The sequence below is a fragment of the Pseudomonas sp. B19(2017) genome (assembly GCF_002113165.1).
Taxonomy (GTDB): Bacteria; Pseudomonadota; Gammaproteobacteria; order Pseudomonadales; family Pseudomonadaceae; genus Aquipseudomonas.
In genome coordinates, this window is record NZ_NEJR01000013.1 from 33,798 (window position 1) to 55,491 (window position 21,694).

General features: G+C 64.3%; 13 protein-coding genes. 8 read left to right on the forward strand and 5 right to left on the reverse strand.

Going from position 1 to position 21,694, the window contains the following annotated elements; genetic code table 11:
• The 4 genes from msrA to aceE all read right to left on the reverse strand — a co-directional run bounded on the left by msrA (position 1) and on the right by aceE (position 8,203).
• Positions 1–669, reverse strand: a complete 669-nt coding sequence (gene msrA, locus CAF70_RS17780) for a peptide-methionine (S)-S-oxide reductase MsrA (protein WP_085626199.1) — start codon at positions 667–669, stop codon at positions 1–3.
• 165 nt (positions 670–834) lie between these two features.
• Positions 835–3,525 carry a bifunctional diguanylate cyclase/phosphodiesterase gene (locus tag CAF70_RS17785; protein ID WP_085626200.1) on the reverse strand — a complete coding sequence of 897 codons (2,691 nt, stop codon included), beginning with the start codon at positions 3,523–3,525 and terminating at the stop codon, positions 835–837.
• Between the two features lie 381 nt (positions 3,526–3,906).
• Entirely contained in the window at positions 3,907–5,544 is a 1,638-nt protein-coding gene (gene aceF / locus CAF70_RS17795) for a dihydrolipoyllysine-residue acetyltransferase (RefSeq protein ID WP_085626202.1), read from the reverse strand.
• 13 nt (positions 5,545–5,557) lie between these two features.
• On the reverse strand, positions 5,558–8,203 hold the full coding sequence (gene aceE / locus CAF70_RS17800; protein ID WP_046614465.1) for a pyruvate dehydrogenase (acetyl-transferring), homodimeric type: 2,646 nt from the start codon (positions 8,201–8,203) through the stop codon (positions 5,558–5,560).
• Between the two features lie 383 nt (positions 8,204–8,586).
• Here aceE and glnE point away from each other — a divergent pair, with 383 nt between their 5' ends.
• From glnE to CAF70_RS17840, 8 genes are all read left to right on the forward strand, one after another.
• Entirely contained in the window at positions 8,587–11,520 is a 2,934-nt protein-coding gene (glnE, locus tag CAF70_RS17805; RefSeq protein ID WP_085626203.1) for a bifunctional [glutamate--ammonia ligase]-adenylyl-L-tyrosine phosphorylase/[glutamate--ammonia-ligase] adenylyltransferase, read from the forward strand.
• A gap of 202 nt (positions 11,521–11,722) precedes the next feature.
• Positions 11,723–12,772: a lipopolysaccharide heptosyltransferase II gene (gene waaF, locus CAF70_RS17810; RefSeq protein WP_085626204.1), complete on the forward strand. Its 1,050-nt coding sequence runs from the start codon at positions 11,723–11,725 to the stop codon at positions 12,770–12,772.
• The gene (gene waaC, locus CAF70_RS17815) at positions 12,773–13,831 is read left to right on the forward strand and encodes a lipopolysaccharide heptosyltransferase I (RefSeq protein WP_085626205.1); all 1,059 of its coding nucleotides are present in this window, start codon (positions 12,773–12,775) and stop codon (positions 13,829–13,831) included.
• Positions 13,831–14,955 carry a glycosyltransferase family 4 protein gene (locus tag CAF70_RS17820; protein WP_085626206.1) on the forward strand — a complete coding sequence of 375 codons (1,125 nt, stop codon included), beginning with the start codon at positions 13,831–13,833 and terminating at the stop codon, positions 14,953–14,955. The genes waaC and CAF70_RS17820 overlap by 1 nt, the downstream gene beginning before the upstream one ends.
• On the forward strand, positions 14,952–15,758 hold the full coding sequence (rfaP, locus tag CAF70_RS17825; RefSeq protein WP_085626207.1) for a lipopolysaccharide core heptose(I) kinase RfaP: 807 nt from the start codon (positions 14,952–14,954) through the stop codon (positions 15,756–15,758). Before CAF70_RS17820 ends, rfaP begins: the two co-directional genes overlap by 4 nt.
• Positions 15,758–16,492 (forward strand): lipopolysaccharide kinase InaA family protein, encoded by a 735-nt coding sequence (locus CAF70_RS17830; protein ID WP_085626208.1) that lies wholly within the window; start codon positions 15,758–15,760, stop codon positions 16,490–16,492. Before rfaP ends, CAF70_RS17830 begins: the two co-directional genes overlap by 1 nt.
• Entirely contained in the window at positions 16,489–17,241 is a 753-nt protein-coding gene (locus CAF70_RS17835) for a lipopolysaccharide kinase InaA family protein (RefSeq protein WP_085626209.1), read from the forward strand. The genes CAF70_RS17830 and CAF70_RS17835 overlap by 4 nt, the downstream gene beginning before the upstream one ends.
• Positions 17,241–18,683, forward strand: a complete 1,443-nt coding sequence (locus tag CAF70_RS17840) for a lipopolysaccharide kinase InaA family protein (protein WP_085626210.1) — start codon at positions 17,241–17,243, stop codon at positions 18,681–18,683. The genes CAF70_RS17835 and CAF70_RS17840 overlap by 1 nt, the downstream gene beginning before the upstream one ends.
• On the opposite strand, the gene CAF70_RS17845 is transcribed toward CAF70_RS17840, so the two are convergent.
• Complete coding sequence (locus CAF70_RS17845) at positions 18,644–21,667, reverse strand: dermonecrotic toxin domain-containing protein (RefSeq protein WP_085626211.1); 3,024 nt, start codon at positions 21,665–21,667, stop codon at positions 18,644–18,646. The two genes, CAF70_RS17840 and CAF70_RS17845, sit on opposite strands and share 40 nt — an antisense overlap.
• Positions 21,668–21,694: the final 27 nt, after the last annotated feature.

The window sequence follows — 21,694 nt, forward strand, 5'->3', positions numbered from 1 at the left end:
TCAGTTACCCTGCAGGCTCGGTGGCAGGCACACACCGGTGCCGCCGATGCCGCAGTAGCCGTCCGGGTTCTTGGCCAGGTACTGCTGGTGGTAGGCCTCGGCGAAGTACACGGTCGGCGCCTGGTCGATTTCGGTGGTGATCTCGCCGAAGCCAGCCTTGGTCAGTTCGGCCTGGAACGCGTCGCGGCTGGCCTTGGCCTGTTCCAGCTGTTCCGGGCTGGTGCAGTAGATGGCCGAGCGGTACTGGGTGCCGATGTCGTTGCCCTGGCGCATGCCCTGGGTCGGGTTGTGCAGTTCCCAGAACATCGCCAGCAGCTCGCGGTAGCTGACCTTGTCCTTGTCGAACACTACCAGCACCACTTCGGTATGGCCGGTCAGGCCCGAGCACACTTCCTCGTAGGTGGGGTGGGGGGTGAAGCCGCCGGCGTAGCCAACCACCGTGCTGACCACGCCCTCACGCTGCCAGAAGCGGCGCTCGGCGCCCCAGAAGCAGCCCAGACCGAAGATGGCGAAGTCGATGGCGCCTTCGAAGAAGGGGCCGAGCAGAGGCGTGTCCTTGAACACGTAATGGAACTCGGGCAGCTTCATTGGCGTTTCGCGGCCAGGCAGGGCCTGCTCCGCGGTAGGCATGACGTTTTTGTTCACCAGGATTTCCGAACGCAGGACCATGGCCGTTCCTCTGTATGGCAGTTGAATAGGTGTTGGGGCCTTCGCGGGCATGCCCGCTCCCACAGGGTCACCACAGGATTTGAATGTTGTGGGATACCTGTGGGAGCGGGCGTGCCCGCGAAAGGGCCCGAATGGTTTCTATAGTGCCCGAGGTTTACGCGGCTGTCAGGCCAGTGGGCCACGCGGGTAACGCTTCAGCCGTTCAGCCAGCTCGCGCCCCGGAATCGGCCGGTCGAACAGGTAGCCCTGGCCCACGTCGCAGCGGTGCCGGCGCAGGAACGCCAGCTGCTCCGGCGTCTCGATACCCTCGGCCACCACTTTCAGCTTGAGGTTGTGCGCCATGGCCACCACCGCCGAGGTGATTTCCATGTCGTCCTGGTTGTCCGGGATTTCATTGATGAAACTGCGGTCGATCTTGAGGATGTCGATCGGAAACTTCTTCAGGTAGCTCAGCGACGAATAACCGGTGCCGAAGTCGTCCATGGCCAGGGTCAGGCCCAGGGCCTTCAGCTCATCCAGTTGGCGGTGGGTGTCTTCGCTGGCCTCCAGCAGCAGGCCTTCGGTCAGCTCCAGCTCCAGCAGGTGCGGGGGCAGGGCTTCTTCCTTGAGGATGGTGCTGATCGACGCCACCAGGTCCGGGTCGGAGAACTGCTTGGGCGACAGGTTTATGGCTACATGCAGGTTGCCCATGCCGGCCTCGCGCAGTTGCTGGCTCATGCGGCACGACTGGCGCACCACCCATTTGCCGATGGGGATGATCAGGCCGGTCTCTTCCGCCACGCTGATGAACTGGTCGGGGCGGATCATGCCGCGCTCGGGGTGGTTCCAGCGCAGCAGCGCTTCCAGCCCCAGCAGGCGGCCACTGCGCAGGCACAGCTTGGGCTGGTAGAACACCTCCAGCTCGTTCTGGGTCAGGGCGCGACGCAGGTTGTTTTCGACGAACAGCTTGTAGCTGGCTTCGGCATTGAGTACTTCGGTAAACACCTGCACCTGGTGTTTGCCGTTGGCCTTGGCCTTGTGCAGCGCCAGGCCGGCATTTTTCATCAGGCTGGCCGGGTCGGCGCCGTGCAGTGGCGCGCAGGCCAGGCCCACCGAGGCGGTGACGTTGATCAGCTGGTTGTCGACGAACATCGGCTTGTCGAGCGTGTTCAGCAATTGCTGTGCGACACCCTGGCCATCTTCCAGGCGGGTGTCGTCGAGCAGCACGGCGAACTCGTTACTGGCAAAGCGTGCCAGGATGCCGCCGGCATGGAGGCTGTTGCGCAGGCGACGGGCCAGGCTGATCAGCAGCTTGTCGCCGGTCTGGTGGCCGAGGCTGTCGTTGATGCGCTTGAAGTTGTCGATGTCCACCAGCAGCAGGCACATCGAGTTCTCGCCATCACGGGCAAAGCGCTCGTCCAGGCTGCGGATGAACGCCGGGCGGTTCCCCAGGTTGGTCAGGTTGTCGGTGTAGGCCAGGCGTTCGATGCGCTGCTGGGCCAGCTTGGTCTGGGTGACGTCCTCGTAGATGCCGATGTAGTGGGTCAGCTCGCGGTTGTCGCCGTAGACCTTGGATATCGACAGCTGGCCCCAGTAGGGCTCGAGGTTCTTGCGCCGGCTCTTGAATTCACCCTGCCAGCTGTTGCCCATGGCCAGGCTCGACGGCGAGTCGAACAGCAGTTCGCTGAGGTTCTCCAGCGCCGGCAGCTCGCCCAGGTGGCGGCCTTGCACTTCCTCGGTGCTGTACTGGGTGATGGCGGTAAAGCTGGGGTTGACGTACTCCACCACGCCGTCGCGGTTGACCAGCAGGAAGGCGCTGGCGCTCTGCTCGACCGCCCGCTGGAACAGGTGCAGGGCGCTGGCGGCGGTGCGCCGGTTATGGTTGGTGATGACCTGGGCGAACTGGTCGGCCAGCTCGCCGGCAAAGGCGATTTCGTCCGACTGCCAGGCCCGGGTCTGGCCGGTCTGCTCAAGGCACAGCACACCGACTACCTGACCATCGACGCGAATGCTGGCATCAAGCATCGCCTTGTTTTCCGGGTACAGGCTTTGTGCCAGGGCGCGGGTGCGCGGGTCGTGGCCGGCATTATGGGCATCGATGGCGCGGCTGGTGTGCAGCGCGTCGAGGTAATCGGGGAAGCGGCTGGCATCTATGGCTTCGGGCTGGCGGTGCTCTTGCGCTTCCCGGTACCAGGCGGTGATCGGCTCCAGGCGCTGGTCTTCCAGGTGCCAGATGCTGGCAATGTCGACCTTGTAGATCTCGCAGGCGCTCCGGGTAATCAGCTGGGCGGCTTCCCGCAATGAATTCCCGACGCTGTAGCGCTGGCGGGCCAGGCGCAGGATCAGGTCCTGCTGGCCGCGTACCCGCTCCAGGTGCTCGAGTTGTTCCTGCTGCGCGCGCTGGTTCAGTTGCAGCGCCAGTTGCAGCCGGTTGTTGCGCGATTCCAGGTCGCTGGCAGGGGCTTCGCCGGTATCCTCGGCGTGGTCGTCGAGCACGCTCAGGTAGCCGCGCAAAAGGTGGCGATTGTGCTGCTTGTAGGCTTCCCCGGCCTCCAGCAGGCGTAGCGATGCAGTTGGCGTGTGCAAGGTGTAGCGCACGCGGTAGTAGCCGCGCTGGGCCAGTTGCAGCTGGATCTCGTCGTGCAGCCGGTAGCGGGCCTCGGGCTCCATCAGGCTGGCATAGGGCGCGTCTACAAGGGCACACAGGTCGCTGGCATGCAGGCCGAACTGGCGCTCGCAGGCCGGGTCGAGGTAGAGCATGGCCCAGGTGGCTTCGTTGAGCCTTTCGAAACGCAGCATGCCGAGCCGCGAGGGCACGGGTAACTGCGTGACGACCTCGGCCACCACACGGCTGGCGGCATCGGGTTGGCTTTTCATCGAAGACTCGCTTGAAGAGGTAACGCGGCTTTGGGGCGGCGGCGGATTCGGCAAGGTTGCATCATGTCCCGGGGGCTGGCAAGCAGCCATGCGTGATGCTGTGGACGGGTTATCGGCTGGTGGGGTGGAATCTGTAGATTTGTTGAAGTTTTTGGGGCCGCTTTGCGGCCCTTCGCGGGCTTGCCCGCTCCCACAGGTGTGGCGTCGGCCTCAGAAAATGCGCGGTTCCTGTGGGAGCGGGCAAGCCCGCGAAGGGCTGCAAAGCAGCCCCAATGTGCCTTTTGCCAGGCAAAAAAAAGCCCCGCCAAGCGACGGGGTTGAGGTACGAGCGTGGCAGCTCGAAAGGGTACTGCCCCTCGCAAGGAGGGGCAGTGTGCTGCCTTACAGCAGCATGGTGCGGATATCGCCCAGCACGTCGCCCAGGCGCTTGGTGAAGCGCGCGGCGGCAGCGCCGTTGATCACACGGTGATCGTAGGACAGCGACAGCGGCAGCATCAGCTTCGGCTGGAAGGCCTTGCCATCCCAGACCGGCTGCATGGTCGCCTTGGAGACGCCCAGGATAGCCACTTCCGGCGCGTTGACGATCGGCGTGAAGCCGGTGCCGCCAATGTGGCCGAGGCTGGAGATGGTGAAGCAAGCGCCTTGCATCTCGTCGGCCGACAGCTTCTTGGTGCGGGCTTTTTCGGCCAGCGCAGCCGCTTCGGCAGCCAGTTGCAGCAGGCTCTTCTGGTCGACGTTCTTGATCACAGGCACCAGCAGGCCGTCCGGGGTGTCCACGGCAAAGCCGATGTGCACGTACTTCTTGCGGATGATGGCCTTGCCGCTTGGCGCCAGCGAGCTGTTGAAGTCCGGCAGTTCCTTGAGCAGGAACGCACAGGCCTTGAGCAGCAGTGGCAGCACGGTCAGCTTCACGCCAGCCTTCTCGGCCACGGCCTTCTGCGCAACGCGGAAGGCTTCCAGCTCGGTGATGTCGGCGGAGTCGAACTGGGTAACGTGCGGCACGTTCAGCCAGCTGCGGTGCAGGTTTGCAGCACCGACCTGCATCAGGCGGGTCAGGGCCACTTCTTCCACTTCACCGAACTTGCTGAAGTCCACGGCAGGGATCGGCGGGATGCCGGCGCCGCCGGTCGCACCGGCGGCTGCCGGAGCTTCCTTGGCCTTCTGCATCATTGCCTTGACGTAGACCTGCACGTCTTCTTTCAGGATGCGGCCGTGCGGACCGGTCGCGGCAACCGCGCCCAGGTCGACGCCGAATTCACGGGCCAGCTGGCGTACTGCCGGGCCGGCGTGAACCTTGGCGTTGCTGCCGGCAGCCGGTGCGGTAGCGACCGGTGCAGGAGCAGCAGCCGGAGCGGCTGCGGCAGGTGCGGCGGCCGGAGCCGCCTCAGCCTTGGCCGGGGCAGCAGCGGCGGCCGGAGCGGCAGCAGGCGCGGCGCCAGCAACCTTGAGCTTGAAGATCAGGTCGCCAGTGCCGACTTCGTCTTCCAGTTTGCACAGCACTTCTTCGACCACGCCGGCAGCCGGCGACGGGATTTCCATGGAGGCCTTGTCGGACTCCAGGGTGATCAACGACTGGTCAGCTTCGACGGTGTCGCCGACCTTGACCAGCACTTCGATGATCTTGGCCTTGCCCGACGAGCCGATGTCCGGCACGTGGATGTCCTGCACGCTGGCGGCAGCCGGGGCTGCGGCCGGAGCTGGGGCAGGGGCGGCTTCAGCGGCAGGAGCCGGTGCAGCAGCCTGGGCCGGAGCGGCAGCAGGAGCCTCAGGGGCCGCAGCAGCGGCGCCCTCGGCTTCCAGGACCAGCAGCTCGTCGCCTTCTTTCAGGCGATCGCCCAGCTTGACCTTCAGTTCCTTGATCACGCCGGCCTTCGGTGCCGGGATCTCCATGGAGGCCTTGTCGGACTCCAGGGTCAGCAGGCTCTGGTCAGCCTCGATACGATCACCGACCTTGACGAACAGCTCGATGATTTCACCTTCACCGCTGCCGATGTCAGGTACGCGAATGAGTTCGCTCACTTAAAAATACTCCTCAGCAGTCCAGTGGGTTGCGCTTGTCCGGGTCGATACCGAACTTGACGATAGCGTCTGCAACAACCTTTGGTTCGATCTCGCCGCGGTCAGCCAGGGCTTCCAGGGCAGCCAGCACCACGAAGTGGCGGTCAACTTCGAAGAAGTGACGCAGCTTCTTGCGGCTGTCGCTGCGACCGTAACCGTCGGTACCCAGGACCTTGAACTCTTTGCTCGGTACCCACTGGCGAATCTGCTCGGCGAACAGCTTCATGTAGTCGGTGGAGGCGATGACCGGGCCCTTGCGACCGTTCAGGCACTGCTCGACATAAGTCTGCTGTGGCTTCTGGCCAGGCTTCAGGCGGTTGGCGCGTTCCACGGCCAGGCCGTCGCGACGCAGTTCGTTGAAGCTGGTGACGCTCCACACGTCGGCACCGACGTTGAACTCTTCACGCAGGATCTTCGCCGCTTCGCGCACTTCGCGCAGGATGGTGCCGGAGCCCATCAGCTGTACGTGGTGCGCGGCTTCGCGGGTGTCTTCTTCCAGCAGGTACATGCCCTTGATGATGCCTTCCTCGACACCGGCCGGCATGGCTGGCTGCTGGTAGGATTCGTTCATCACGGTGATGTAGTAGAAGATGTCCTGTTGCTCTTCGGTCATCTTCTTCATGCCGTCCTGGATGATCACCGCCAGCTCGTAGCCGTAGGTCGGATCGTAGGTGCGGCAGTTCGGGATGGTGCCCGCCATCATGTGGCTGTGGCCGTCTTCGTGCTGCAGGCCTTCACCGTTGAGGGTGGTACGGCCGGCGGTACCGCCGATCAGGAAACCACGGGTGCGGCTGTCGCCAGCGGCCCAGGCCAGGTCGCCAATGCGCTGGAAGCCGAACATCGAGTAGAAGATGTAGAACGGCAGCATCGGCTGGTTGTGGCAGCTGTACGAGGTACCGGCAGCGATGAACGACGACATGGCGCCGGCTTCGTTGATGCCTTCCTCGAGGATCTGGCCCTTCTTGTCTTCGCGGTAGAACATCACCTGGTCTTTATCGACTGGCTCGTAGAGCTGGCCGACCGACGAGTAGATGCCCAACTGGCGGAACATGCCTTCCATACCGAAGGTACGGGCTTCGTCCGGGATGATCGGGACGATGCGCTGGCCGATTTCCTTGTCCTTGACCAGCTGCGCCAGAATACGCACGAAGGCCATGGTGGTGGAGATTTCGCGGTCGCCCGAGCCGTCCAGGATCGCTTTCAGCGTTTCCAGTGGCGGGGTCGGTACGCTGAAGCTCTTGGCGCGGCGCTGTGGCACGAAACCGCCCAGGGCAGCACGGCGCTCGGCCAGGTACTTGGCTTCGGCAGAACCTTCTTCCGGCTTGAAGAACGGCAGGTTCTCCAGGTCGGCATCCTTGACCGGGATGTCGAAGCGGTCACGGAAGTGACGCAGGCTGTCGACGTCGACCTTCTTGGTGTTGTGCGCGGTGTTCTTGGCTTCGCCGGCACCGGTACCGTAACCCTTGATGGTCTTGGCCAGGATGACGGTAGGCTGGTCCTTGTGGTTGACCGCCTGGTGGTACGCCGCGTAGACCTTGTACGGGTCGTGGCCGCCACGGTTGAGCTTCCAGATCTCTTCGTCGGACAGGTCTTCGACCATGGCCTTGAGCTCTGGGGTGTTGAAGAAGTTCTCGCGAACGTACGCGCCGTCTTTGGCTTTGTAGTTCTGGTACTCGCCGTCGATGACTTCGTCCATGCGGCGCTGCAGGGCACCGTTGGTGTCCTTGGCGAACAGTGGGTCCCAGAAACGGCCCCAGACGACCTTGTTGACGTTCCAGCCACCGCCACGGAACACGCCTTCGAGTTCCTGGATGATCTTGCCGTTACCGCGAACCGGGCCGTCGAGGCGCTGCAGGTTGCAGTTGATGACGAAGATCAGGTTGTCCAGCTTCTCGCGGCCGGCCAGGGCGATCGCACCCAGGGATTCCGGCTCGTCGCACTCGCCGTCGCCCATGAAGCACCAGACCTTCTGCTTGCCGGCCGGGATGAAGCCGCGCGCTTCCAGGTACTTCATGAAGCGTGCCTGGTAGATGGCCTGGATCGGGCCCAGACCCATCGATACGGTCGGGAACTGCCAGAAGTCAGGCATCAGCCACGGGTGCGGGTACGAAGACAGGCCGTTGCCATCCACTTCCTGACGGAAGTTGTTCATCTGGTCTTCGCTGATGCGGCCTTCCATGAAGGCACGGGCGTAGACGCCTGGCGAGGCGTGGCCCTGGAAGAAGATCAGGTCGCCGCCGTGTTCTTCGGTCGGGGCCTGGAAGAAGTAGTTGAAGCCGATGTCGTACAGGGTGGCGCTGGAGGCGAAGCTGGAGATGTGTCCGCCCAGGTCCGAGTCTTTCAGGTTGGTACGCATGACCATGGCCAAGGCGTTCCAACGCACCATCGAGCGAATGCGGCGTTCCATGAACAGGTCGCCAGGCATGCGTGCTTCGTGGGTGACAGGGATGGTGTTGCGGTATGGCGTGGTGATCGCATACGGCAGCTGGGAGCCACTACGGGTGGCCAGCTCGCCCATACGGGTCATCAGGTAATGAGCGCGGTCTTCGCCTTCTTTGTCGAGGACCGACTCCAGGGCATCCAGCCATTCCTGGGTTTCGATTGGATCGAGGTCTTGCATGGCTTGCTCCAGGGCGGAAAGGCAACCAGAATCGATTGCCTGAAGTTGCGACTGGCCTTATGGGCAGACGTCGTGAATTCTTGGATTACCGGGGTGTCCTCCGGCGCCGTGTAGTTTTACTACATTTGCTTTCGCATTTCATGCTTTTACACGACACGGGTAGTAGTAAAACTACATTTGTGCGACGTTTCGTCGCATGCTGGCTTGTGAGGAAAAACGTTCATGTTGGTTGGCGTTGTGTCGCGAGCGGGTAATTCTTGATGGTTGTTGCCATTTTTTCGTTCATTTCAGCTATTTCCAACTTTTGTACGACAGTCCAACCGTGGTCCGGCTTCCCCTTGGCCGCTTCTTCCCCTCTATTTCACGCCGATCAAGGATAGACCATGCGCCTACCTTTGCCGTCCGATCTGCCCGCTACCCTGCAACCACTGGTCGCGCGCAACCAGCAATTCATCAGCGATGCCGTGGCTGCCCACCCGGAACTCGACCTGCAGGCCTGGAGCCCGCTGCACCGGCAGCAGTTCGACCAGGTGGCCGCCGCCAGCGACTTCGTGCTCGGCCTGGCCCGGCGCGAGCCGGCCATGTTGTTCGGCCTGCTGGCCAGTGGCGAGCTGGACCGGCGTTACGCCGCGGGTGAACTGCGCGGCCACGTCGCAGCCGCCGCCAAGGCGGCGCAGAGCGAGGACGAGCTGGCACGCAACCTGCGCCGCGAGCGCAACCGCCAACAGCTGCGCATCATCTGGCGCGACGTCACTCGCCAGGCCGCGCTGGGCGAAACCTGCCGCGACCTGTCCGACCTGGCCGATGCCGCCATCGACGAAGCCTACCAATGGCTGTACCCGCGCCATTGCCAGCAGTTCGGCACGCCTGTCGGCAACCGCAGTGGCCAGCCGCAGCACATGGTGGTGTTGGGCATGGGCAAGCTGGGCGCGGTGGAACTGAACCTGTCATCGGACATCGACCTGATCTTCGCCTTCCCTGAAGGCGGCGAAACCGAAGGGGTGAAGCGCTCGCTGGACAACCAGGAGTTCTTCACCCGCCTGGGTCAGCGCCTGATCAAGGCGCTGGACCCGGTTACCGTCGACGGCTTCGTGTTCCGCGTCGACATGCGCCTGCGCCCCTACGGTTCGGCCGGCGCGCTGGTGCTCAGTTTCAATGCGCTGGAGCAGTACTACCAGGACCAGGGCCGCGACTGGGAACGCTACGCGATGATCAAGGCGCGGGTGGTGGCCGGCGACCAGGCAGCCGGCGCGCAGTTGCAGGAGATGCTGCGGCCGTTCGTGTACCGCCGCTACCTGGACTTTTCCGCAATCGAAGCGCTGCGCACCATGAAGCAGCTGATCCAGCAGGAAGTGCGGCGCAAGGGCATGGCCGACAACATCAAGCTGGGTGCCGGGGGCATTCGCGAGGTGGAGTTCATCGCCCAGGCCTTCCAGTTGATCCACGGCGGGCGCGACCTCAGCCTGCAACAGCGGCCGTTGCTGAAAGTACTGGCCACCCTCGAGGGCCAAGGTTATCTGCCGCCGGCGGTGGTCGCCGAGCTGCGCGAGGGTTATGAATTCCTGCGCTATACCGAGCACGCCATCCAGGCCATTGCCGACCGTCAGACGCAGATGCTGCCGGACAGCGAGACCGATCAGGCACGGGTGGCTTACATGCTCGGTTATGCTGACTGGCAAAGCTTCCATGACCAGCTGACGCACTGGCGTGGCCGCATTGACTGGCACTTCCGTCAGGTGATCGCCGATCCGGATGATGAAGACGGCGAAGGCGAATTGGTGGTGGGTGGCGAATGGTCGCCGCTGTGGGAGCAGGCGCAGGATGAAGAGGCCGCTGGCCGTCAGCTGCAAGAGGCCGGTTTCCAGCAGCCCGCCGAAGCTCTGCGGCGCCTGGCCGCGCTGCGCTCGAGCCCGCAGCTGCGTTCGATGCAGCGGATTGGCCGTGAGCGCCTGGACGCTTTCATCCCGCGGTTGCTGGCCCAGGCTGTGGAGCATGACAATCCCGATCTGGTGCTTGAGCGCGTGCTGCCGCTGGTCGAGGCCGTGGCACGGCGTTCTGCCTACCTGGTGTTGCTCACCGAAAACCCCGGCGCCTTGCGCCGCCTGCTGACCCTGTGCGCCGCCAGCCCGTGGATTGCCGAGCAGATTGCCCGCTACCCTCTGCTGCTCGACGAGCTGCTCAATGAAGGCCGTCTGTTCAGCCCGCCACTGGCGCCAGAGCTGGCCAGCGAGCTGCGCGAACGGCTGACGCGCATTCCCGAGGACGACCTGGAACAACAGATGGAGGCGCTGCGCCACTTCAAGCTGGCCCACAGCCTGCGCGTGGCCGCTTCGGAAATCAGCGGCAACCTGCCACTGATGAAAGTCAGTGACTACCTGACCTGGCTGGCCGAAGCCATTCTCGACCAGGTACTGGCCCTGGCCTGGCGCCAGACCGTGGCCCGCCATGGCCAGCCCAAGCGCAGCGACGGCAGCCTGTGCGACCCGGGCTTCATCATCATCGGCTACGGCAAGGTGGGTGGCCTGGAACTGGGCCACGGCTCGGACCTGGACCTGGTATTCATCCACGACGGCGACCCGCAGGCGGAAACCGACGGCGCCAAGCCCATCGACAGTGCGCAGTTCTTCACCCGCCTGGGCCAGCGCATCATTCACCTGCTGGCCACCCAGACCAACTCTGGCCAGCTGTATGACGTGGACATGCGCCTGCGCCCGTCGGGGGCCTCGGGCCTGCTGGTGAGTTCGCTGGGCGCGTTCGAGCGCTACCAGCAGAACGAAGCCTGGACCTGGGAGCACCAGGCCCTGGTGCGGGCCCGCGTACTGGTGGGCTGCCAGCAGGTGGGCGCGGCATTCGAAGGCGTGCGTGCCAAGGTGCTGGGCCAGGCCCGCGACCTGGAAAAACTGCGTAGCGAAGTGAGCGAAATGCGCGCCAAGATGCGCGACAACCTTGGCACCAAGGCCACCGCTGCCGGTACGGCGGCCAACGCCTTCGATGCCGGTGTGCCGTTCGATATCAAGCAGGATGCCGGCGGTATCGTCGATATCGAATTTATGGTGCAATACGCTGCTTTGGCCTGGTCCCACGACCACCCGGCCATACTCCGATGGACCGATAACATCCGCATTCTGGAAGAGCTGGAGCAGGCAGGTTTGATGCCGGCCAGTGACGCGGTGCTGTTGCGTGAAGTGTACAAGGCGTTCCGCTCGGCTTCGCACCGCCAGGCCCTGCAAAAGCAGGCCGGGGTGATCGATGCGGCGCAGTTTGCCGATGAACGCCGTGAGGTGCGGCGGATCTGGGGTGAGTTGGGCCTGACTTGATATCGAGTTGGCTTCATTCGCGGGCATGCCCGCTCCCACAGGAAAGCGCAGGGCTGGATGGCTGTGCAATACCTGTGGGAGCGGGCGTGCCCGCGAATGGGCCATGTGAGTGGTACACTGTCCGCCAAATAGCCTGAATATAAAGAGGGGAGGCCAGGCTGTACCGCAGCCTGTAGCCTCCCCGAGCGTTTCTGGACTAAGCATGAGAATACTGATCATTGGCCCCAGCTGGGTCGGCGACATGGTGATGGCGCAGACCTTGTTCCAGTGCCTGAAACAGCAGCACCCCGACTGCGTGATCGATGTGCTGGCCCCCGAGTGGAGCCGGCCGATCCTCGAACGCATGCCCGAGGTCCGTCAGGCCCTGAGCTTCCCGCTCGGCCACGGCGCGCTGGAACTGGCCACGCGGCGACGCATCGGCAAGTCCCTGGCCGGCCAGTACGACCAGGCCATCCTGCTGCCCAACTCGCTGAAGTCGGCGCTGGTGCCGTTCTTCGCCGGTATCCCCAAGCGCACCGGCTGGCGCGGCGAAATGCGCTTCGGCCTGCTCAACGATGTGCGCAAGCTGGACAAGGCCCGCTACCCGCTGATGATCGAGCGCTTCATGGCCCTGGCCTATGAGCCGGGCAGCGAACTGCCGCATCCGTACCCGCGCCCCAGCCTGCAGATCGAAGCGCAAAGCCGCGACGCCGCCCTGGCCAAGTTCGGCCTGGAGCTGGACCGCCCGGTGCTGGCGCTGTGCCCCGGTGCCGAATTTGGCGAGGCCAAGCGCTGGCCGGCCGAGCACTACGCCAGCGTGGCCGATGCGATGATCCGCCAGGGCTGGCAGGTATGGCTGTTCGGCTCGAAGAACGATCACCCGGTCGGCGAGCAGATCCGCGACCGGCTGATCCCGGGGCTGCGTGAAGAATCGTCCAACCTGGCCGGGGAAACCTCGTTGGCCGAAGCCATCGATCTGATGTCCTGTGCCGATGCAGTGGTGTCCAACGACTCCGGCCTGATGCACGTGGCTGCAGCCCTGAACCGCCCACTGGTGGCCGTTTACGGCTCGACTTCGCCGGGCTTCACTCCGCCGCTGGCCGAGCACGTCGAAGTGGTGCGCACCGGCATCGAGTGCAGCCCGTGCTTCGACCGCACCTGCCGCTTCGGCCACTACAACTGCCTGCGCCTGCTGGAACCGGGCAAGGTCATTGCCGCCCTGCACAGCCTGAGCGGGCCGGACCTGATCGATACCGTGGCCGAGGTCGACTAAGTGCGGGTACTGATCATCAAGACTTCGTCGCTGGGGGATGTGATCCACACCCTGCCGGCGGTTACCGATGCGGCCCACGCCATCCCGGGCATCCGCTTCGACTGGGTGGTGGAAGAAGGCTTCGCTGAAATCCCCGGCTGGCATCCGGCAGTCGACCAGGTGATCCCGGTGGCCATCCGCCGCTGGCGCAAGAACCTCTGGCAAACCATCAAGAGCGGCGAGTGGAAGGCGTTCAAGCAACGGGTACGCGAGCGCAAGTACGATCTGGTGATCGACGCCCAGGGCCTGGTCAAGTCGGCCTGGCTGACCCGCTATGTGAAGGCGCCGGTGGCTGGCCTGGACCGCTACTCGGCCCGCGAAGGCTGGGCCAGCCGCTTCTATGACCGGCGCCTGTCGGTTGCAACCGGCCAGCACGCGGTGGAGCGGGTGCGCCAGCTGTTCGCCATGGCCCTGGCCTATGACCTGCCGGAAGGCATCGGCAACTACGGCCTCGACCTTGAGCGCCTGCAACTGCCGCCAGCCGCCCCTTATGTGGTGTTCCTGCATGGCACCACCTGGGCGACCAAGCACTGGCCCGAAGCCTACTGGCGCGAACTGGCCGAGCGCATGGGCCGGCGCAAGCTGGAGGTGCGCCTGCCGTGGGGCAATCCGGCCGAGAAGGCACGGGCCGAGCGCATCGCCCAGGGGTTGAACAACTGCCAGGTACTCCCCAAATTGAACCTTGCCGGCGTTGCCCGCGTGTTGGCGGCGGCAAAAGCCTGCGTGGCGGTCGATACCGGCCTCGGCCACCTGGCGGCGGCACTCGATGTGCCCACCATTTCGCTGTTCGGCCCGACCAACCCGGGCCTGACCGGCGCCTACGGACGGACCCAGATTCACCAGGCCAGTGACTGGCCCTGCGCGCCCTGCCTGCAGAAGAAGTGCACCTACAAACCGAGCGCCGACGACCTGCGCCGGTTCGATCTGAAACGCGAGTGGCCGCTGTGCTTCACTCGCCTGAATCCCGAGCATGTGGCGAGCCGCTTGAGCGCGTTGCTGCTGGCTGAGGATGTCCGTTGATGCAACTGGCTTTCGTGCTTTACAAATATTTCCCCTTCGGCGGGCTGCAGCGCGACTTCATGCGCATTGCCCTGGAATGCCAGAAGCGGGGCCACCAGATTCGCGTGTACACGCTGATCTGGGAGGGTGACATTCCGCCGGGCTTCGAAGTGCTGGTGGCGCCGGTGAAGGCGATTTTCAACCACCGCCGCAACGAGAAGCTCAGCGCCTGGATGGCCGCCGACCTGGCCAAGCGCCCGGTCGACCGCCTGATCGGCTTCAACAAGATGCCTGGGCTGGACGTGTACTACGCCGCCGATGGCTGCTTCGAGGACAAGGCGCAGACCCTGCGTGGCGGCCTGTACCGCCGCTGGGGCCGCTACCGGCACTTTGCCGAGTACGAGCGTGCGGTGTTCGCCAAGGACGCCCACACCGAAGTACTGATGATTTCCGAAGTGCAGCAGCCGCTGTTCATCAAGCACTACGGCACCCCGGCGGAGCGTTTTCACCTTTTGCCGCCGGGCATTTCCCAGGACCGCCGCGCGCCGGCCAATGCCGACGAGATCCGCGCCGAGTTCCGCAAGGAATTCAACCTGGGCGATGACGACCTGCTGCTGGTGCAGATTGGCTCGGGCTTCAAGACCAAGGGCGTCGACCGTAGCCTCAAGGCCCTGGCCGCACTGCCGTCTGCCTTGCGCAAGCGAACGAAGCTGATGGTGATCGGCCAGGACGACCCCAAGGTGTTCCAGTTGCAAAGCGCTACCTTGGGCCTGGGCGAGCAGGTGCAGTTCCTCAAGGGCCGCAGCGACATCCCGCGCTTCCTGCTGGGCGCCGACCTGCTGATCCACCCGGCGTACAACGAGAACACCGGCACGGTGCTGCTCGAAGCGCTGGTGGCTGGCCTGCCGGTGCTGGTCTCCAAGGTGTGCGGCTACGCCCACTACATTGCCGAGGCCGACAGCGGCCTGGTGCTGGACGAGCCGTTCGAGCAGGAACAGCTCAATGGCTACCTGCAGCGCATGCTCGAAGACCAGCAGGCCCGCGCCACCTGGTCGCGCAACGGCCTGGCGTTTGCTGAAACCGCCGATCTGTACAGCATGCCGCAGCATGCCGCCGACGTGATCCTGGGGCAGGAGTCTGCATGAAGCTGATACTGGCCGACCCGTTCAAGCGCCTGTGGGCCGGGCGTGATGCCTTCGACGCCGTGGAGGCGCTGCAAGGCGAGGTCTATCGCGAGCTGGAAGGGCGCCGCACGCTGCGCACCGAGGTCGCTGGCGAGGGCTTCTTCGTCAAGATCCACCGCGGCATCGGCTGGGGCGAGATCTTCAAGAACCTGCTTACCGCCAAGCTGCCGGTGCTCGGCGCCGGCCAGGAATGGCAGGCCATCCAGCGCCTGCACCAGGTTGGCGTGCCGACCATGACTGCCGTCGCCTATGGCGAACGTGGCAGCAACCCGGCCGCGCAGCACTCGTTCATCATCACCGAAGAACTGGCGCCAACCATCAGCCTGGAAGACTTCAGCATCGACTGGGTCAGGCAGCCGCCCGAGCCGCGCCTCAAGCGTGCGCTGATCGCCGAGGTGGCGAAGATGACCGGTGGTATGCACCGCGCCGGGGTCAACCACCGCGACTGCTACATTTGCCACTTCCTGCTGCACACCGACCGCCCGGTGACGGCGGAAGACTTCAAACTGTCGGTGATCGACCTGCACCGCGCGCAAACCCGGGCGAAAATCAGCCGTCGCTGGCGTGACAAGGACCTGGCCGCGCTGTACTTCTCGGCGCTGGATATCGGCCTGACCCAGCGCGACAAGCTGCGTTTCCTGCGCGGTTACTTCCAGCGCCCGCTGCGGCAGATCCTGAAGGATGAAGCCGCGCTGCTCGCCTGGCTGGAGCGCAAGGCGCAGAAGCTCTACGACCGCAAGCAACGTTATGGGGATGCACTCTGATGGCGGGGTGGACACTGGCGCCGGGCTACGAACACCTGGCGGCGGACTTCGGCAGCCTCGATGCGGTATTTGCCCTGCAAGGCGAACGCCTGACCCGCGACCCGCTCAGCGAAGTGGTGCGTATCACGCGTGACGGGGTCAATTACTACGTCAAGCGTTACACCGGGGCCGGCAAGCACATGCGCCGCTACCTGGGTCGGCCGCGAATCAAGGCCGAATGGCAGAACCTCAAGCAGTTCCACAAGTGGGGCATCCCCACGGCCGAGGTGGTGGCCTGGGGCCTGGAGCGCAATGGCCTGGCCTTTGGCCGGGGCGCGATGATCACTCGCGAACTGCCGCGCACCGAAGACCTGTCGGCACTGGCCGAGCGCAACGATGCGCGCCTGGCCGATCGCGCCTGGGTCGGGCATGTCAGCAGCCAGCTGGCGCGCCACACCCGGGTCATGCACCAGCACCATTTCGCCCATAACGACCTGAAGTGGCGCAACCTGCTGGTCGACGATCAGGGCACACTATTCTTCATCGACTGCCCCACCGGCGATTTCTGGCGCGGCTTTATGTGGCGGCACCGGATGATCAAGGACCTGGCCTGCCTGGACAAAGTGGCCAAATACCACCTGTCGGCAACCCAGCGCCTGCGTTTCTACCTGCAATACCGTGGCCGCGACCGGCTGAATGTGCGTGACAAGAAGCGCATTCGCCAGGTGGTGAGCTTTTTCGAGGGAAGGGAATGACCGATTACCTGGCCAGCGCGGACCTCGCGCTGCTCAAACGCCATGGCCTGGATGACTTCGAGGCGCTGTGGGCGCTGCAACTGGACGCCGTGGACGAACCGAACACCGGCCGCGGTGGCTGGAGCAGCGTGTTCCGCCTGGAGCTCGAAGGCAAGGGCTACTACCTCAAGCGCCAGAGCGACTACCTGACCCGAACCCTGCACCGGCCATTCGGCGAACCGACCTTCGCCCGCGAATTCCGCAATATCAGCCGTTACCAGAAGCTGCAGATTCCGGCCTTGCAGGCGGTGTTCTATGGCGAGCGCAAGCAAGGCGGCACGCACCGGGCGATCCTGATGACTCGCGCCCTGGACGAATGGGCTGACCTCGACAGCCTGCTGGCCCGGTGGCCACAACTGAGCGATGCTGAACGCAACGGCGTCCTGCAGGCCTGCGGCCAGCTGGCGCGTACCCTGCACGGCGCCGGCCAGGTACATGGCTGCTTCTACCCCAAGCACATCTTCCTGCGCCAGCGCCGCGAAGGCTGGGACGCGCAGCTGATCGATCTGGAGAAGACCCGCCCCCTGCTGTTCGGCATGCGTGACCGCCTCAAGGACCTGGAGCCGCTGCTGCGCCGCGCCCCGGTCTGGGGCGAACGCGATGTGCGTACCTTGCTGGCCAGCTACCTGGCGCAGCCGGCCGATGGCACGCTGGTCGACACCTGGTTGCAACGCCTGACGCAACGCCGTCGTGAAAAAGAGGCCCGCTGATGCGTTTGTCTGAATTGAAAGAGGCCGGGCGCAACCCCTCGTTGCCCCTGAGCATCACCCTGGCCGATGCCGCCGGCACGGCCGACCTGCAATTGCTCAGCTTGCTGCGCGTGCTGCCGGGCCAGCGCTATGTGGGGGCCGGCGTGTGGCGCGGTACACCGGTGCTGGCCAAGCTGTTGGTCGGTGGTAACGCCGCCCGGCATTTTCAGCGCGAACTGCAAGGCGTGAAGCTGCTGGCCGAGCAAGGCCTGACCACTCCGAAGCTGCTGGCAGACGGCCTCAAGGACGGTGAGGGTGGCTGGCTGCTGTTCGAGTTCCTCGACGGCGCCGAAAGCCTGGCTGATGCCTGGGCGGCTGTGGAAAACCAGCCGGTGCTGGCCGACGAGCAGCATCTGGTGCTGGGCGAGGCGCTCACTGCGGTGGCGCACATGCATGCCCAAGGCATCTGGCAGGAGGACCTGCACCTGGACAACCTGCTGCGCCACGGCGGCAAGCTGTACCTGATCGACGGCGCCGGCATCAAGGCCGAAACGCCCGGCCAGCAGCTGTCGCGCCCGCGTGTGCTGGAAAACCTCGGGGTGTTCTTCGCCCAGCTGCCCAAGCGCCTGGAACCGTTCATCGAAGAGCTGCTGGTGCATTACCTGCTGGCCAACGCCGAACATGCGCTGCCGCTGGAGGCCTTGCAGAAGCAAGTGGACAAGGTGCGCAGCTGGCGCCAGAAGGACTACCTGGAAAAGGCTGGCCGTGAATGCAGCCTGTTCAGTGTCGAGCGCAGCCTTTCCGGCTTACGGGCGGTCCGCCGCAACGAGGTCGAAGCCATGCTGCCGGTGCTGGAGCAGGCCGACGCGTTGATCGACCAGGGCCACCTGTACAAGACCGGTGGCGCGGCCAGTGTGGCGCGTATTGAAGTGGGTGGCCGCTCGCTGGTGCTCAAACGCTACAACATCAAGAACACCGCGCACTGGTTCAAGCGCTTCTGGCGGCCGAGCCGGGCCTGGCATTCATGGATCGAGGGCCACCGCCTGGAATTCCTCGACATCGCAACGCCGCGCCCGTTGGCGGTGCTTGAGCAGCGGGTGATGGGCCTGCGCAGCCGTGCCTACCTGGTCACCGAGTATGTCGATGGCCCGGACCTGGCCGAGTGCTTCGCGCCCTATGTGGAAAATGGTGAAGCACCGGAAGAGCAGGTGGACGCGCTGGTCCATTTGATGCAGCAACTGATCCGCGAACGCATCAGCCACGGCGACTTCAAGGGCCACAACCTGTTCTGGCACAACGGCCAGTGGTCGCTGATCGACCTCGATGCCATGTGCCAGCACGCCACCCAGCTCAGCTTCGCCCCGGCCTACGCCCGTGACCGGGCGCGGTTGCTGCGCAACTGGCCAAGTGGCAGTGCCTTGCATCAGCGGCTGGACCGGCTGCTGCCCAGGCTGGCCGAATAATCCGCGGGTAATGCCAGCCAGTCGCTGCCGCGGCCGGTCTGGCGGACCCGGATGCGCCATTCGCCGTCCTGATGACGCAGCACCGCCCAGGCGGGTACTGCGCCAGACAAGGCGTCGGGGAGAATCAGGTGATAATGCCCGGCCAGCAGATGGCGCCGCACCGGCAGTTGCTGGTTGTGCAGCTGCAGGTAGTACGTGCCGTTGTAGCTGAACAAGTTGTTGTCCGTGCCATCCGCAGCGCCCTCAAGCAGTGTTTTCAGCCGGCACTGCTCGAGCAGGTGCGCGATGTCTGGCAAGCCGTCGTGCCAGAGCAGCGGAGAATCAACGACCAGGTTGCCATCCTGGTTACGCCTGATCGGCAGCTTCAGGTAGGCGTAAGGCTGGTCGGGGTCGGTGGCGCGCCAGCGCGCGCCGTCAAAACTGACATTGAAGTAACGGCCCAGGCTATCCCGTACAAAGTATTGGCTCAGCCCCGGGGAAGTTGACGGTTGTTCATAGACGGCCTCGCCATGCGCCGAATCGATCCGGTAGCGCAGCCTGGCAGCGACTGGCGCTGTTTCGTAATGGCCTGGCAGCGGCACCGGTGGTGGTTTGGGCAGCCCTCGCAAGGCACGGCGCATCAGGCTGGAGCCTGCCATTTCGTTCAGCCCGGCGGTGGCATGGCCAAGGGCAGCGACAGCATGGTGCAAGGCGCTTGCGTGGTCGTCCTGCTCGTAGGCCTCGAAGCCGTCCCATATGGAGATCGCCATGCGGCCGAATGCCAGGGTGATCAATGCCCGTTGCGGCAGTATGAACGTGACTATGTCCAGCACGAGCCTGAGCACGTTGACCGAGAATTCGCCCAGTAGTTCTTCATTGCTGCGGGTGACGGTATCGGTGTGGGCCATCAGGCTTTGCACCTCGGCGCGGTAAAGCGCCTGATACAGATTGCCGGTTATGGCATCGCGAGTGATCAACGCGCCCAGCCGGCCTTTCTGCAACCGTTCGTTGAGTTTTTTCCCGCTGGCCCGTGGCAGGCGCTGGACCAGGTAGTCTTGCAATGCTGGGTCACTGCGAATGGCTCGGATCAGCGCCTTGGTATCACTGTATTCGCGCCAGTAGCGCCGGTCCGGAACGTCGGGGCAGTAGACGACGATACGTTTCGAGTGGTCTGGCGAAACCAGCAGCAATACGCCCATCAGCGTGTCGCCCTGCACCAGTAGCTGCTGGACTGTCACGCGCTGCTCGTTGAAATAGGGGCGGGCGCGGCTGTCCGGGGCGCTGATGACCGTGCTGGCCCAGCCATAGCCCTGTTCGAGTGTGTCGGTGAGAAAGTGGCCGACATAGCGTGCTTTCACTGCTTCGGCATTCATCCGTGCGCGGGTGATCTGTGCATGGGCCGTCTGGCGCCAACGGCCTTCGGGCGAATCGAGCAGCTGGGTGCGCAGGTAAGCCTGATAGCCACTGCCCGCATTCAGGCGTCGCACGATCTGTTTAACCCGCAGGGGTGTCAGCGCTGGCAGCGCTTCACCGTGCAGGTGGACATGCGCGGTCAGCCAGTAGTCCACGTCGAACCAGGCGATGTTCAGCAATGCCAGCTCATCCAGCCGGTAGGTATGCCTGACCAACTCGATGGTATCGCCTGCCTGGCGCCGGCTGGCTACCGGAACGTAGCCCGTGGTACTTCCCAGGGGTAGCGGGTTGATGATCGGCCCGACCTGTCGAGCCAGGGTCACACTGATGGTAATGTCACGCGGGTCGCAGTCCAGGCCCGGTTCGCGTTGCAGGTATTCGCGCAGGCGAAGGTTGACCCAGTTCAGCAGGGAATGCCTGTGGTTGAACTGTTCCAGGCTGAGGATGCCGGGAGCGCTGGCCGCTTCGATGGCCACGATCAGCTCCTGCAGGGTCTGCATGATGTGGGCGACGCCCTGCTGCGAAGTGGTGCGTAACCAGTTGGGTAGATGCTTTTCGAGTAGCAGGCCGTAGCGGTTGGCTAGCGGACCGCGGCTTCCGACGGAGCGCCGTATGTCGAGTGCCGCAGCAAGGGCCAGATCCAGCTGCTCGATATCGCGCTGTTTGCCGAGCTTCCAGGCCTGTTGCCAGCTGTAGCTCAGTTGCCTGGCCTGGGCATCGCGCAGGGTCGAGGCGAGGTATTCGGCCAGGTCTTCTGTATACCAGTCGTAGCGCAGGCGCTCTGAACGACGGGCGGTTTGCTGGTTGTCGGGGTCAATCATCAGTTGCAGCAAGTGTTCGCTCTGCTGCGGGTCTTCCAGGCGCTCGCATACCTCCGTGTGCAGGTCGGCCAGGTTGTCGAAGGCCTCGATGCCGTGTGCGGCACTGCACAGCAGTACCCGGCCAACCTGCTCAAGGTTATCGAGCATTCGCCCTTCGGCGCCGTATTCGGTGAGCACCAGGAAACCTGGCACGTGGCCGCGCCAGTTAGGCGCCGTACTGTCGAGCAACAGGCGATAGGCCTGGGGACGCGCGGTGGTCGGCAAGTGGCGACGTTGCCAGGGCTGCGGCAGTTCCAGGTAGGTTCTCAATATTTGCACATGCGCCGCTGACAGGGTCTGATCGGTGGTGCGCAGGCGGATCTCCGCATCCAGTTGCTCACGGTACAGCACGGCAAGGCGCACGGTACGGGTCAGGCCTTTGTTGTCCGGCTCCAGCCAGTACGCGGCCAGGCGGGCATGAAGCGTCTGACGAATGGTTTTGCAAAAGCTGTCGATATGGCCGTTGAAATCGACTGGCAGGGTGAGCGCCGGGTAGTCGGCATGCCTGATCGGACTGCCTGCGGGCAGGCGGAAGGTGCCGCCATCGAACAGATGGAAACCCATTAGCTGCAACAGTGGCTGGGACCCAAAGTACAGCGTGCCGGCGTTGAGGGAAAGGCCTGGGAAAAGTCGCGCAAGCGTCAGGTCCAGGTTGTGCTCGACCCCCTCGATAGGTGGGAGCAGTGCATCAAGCTGGTTATCCAGAGTCTGGAAAAGGGGGGGGATCGGCATGGTCAGTCTCCTGTAGCAGGGGCGGAC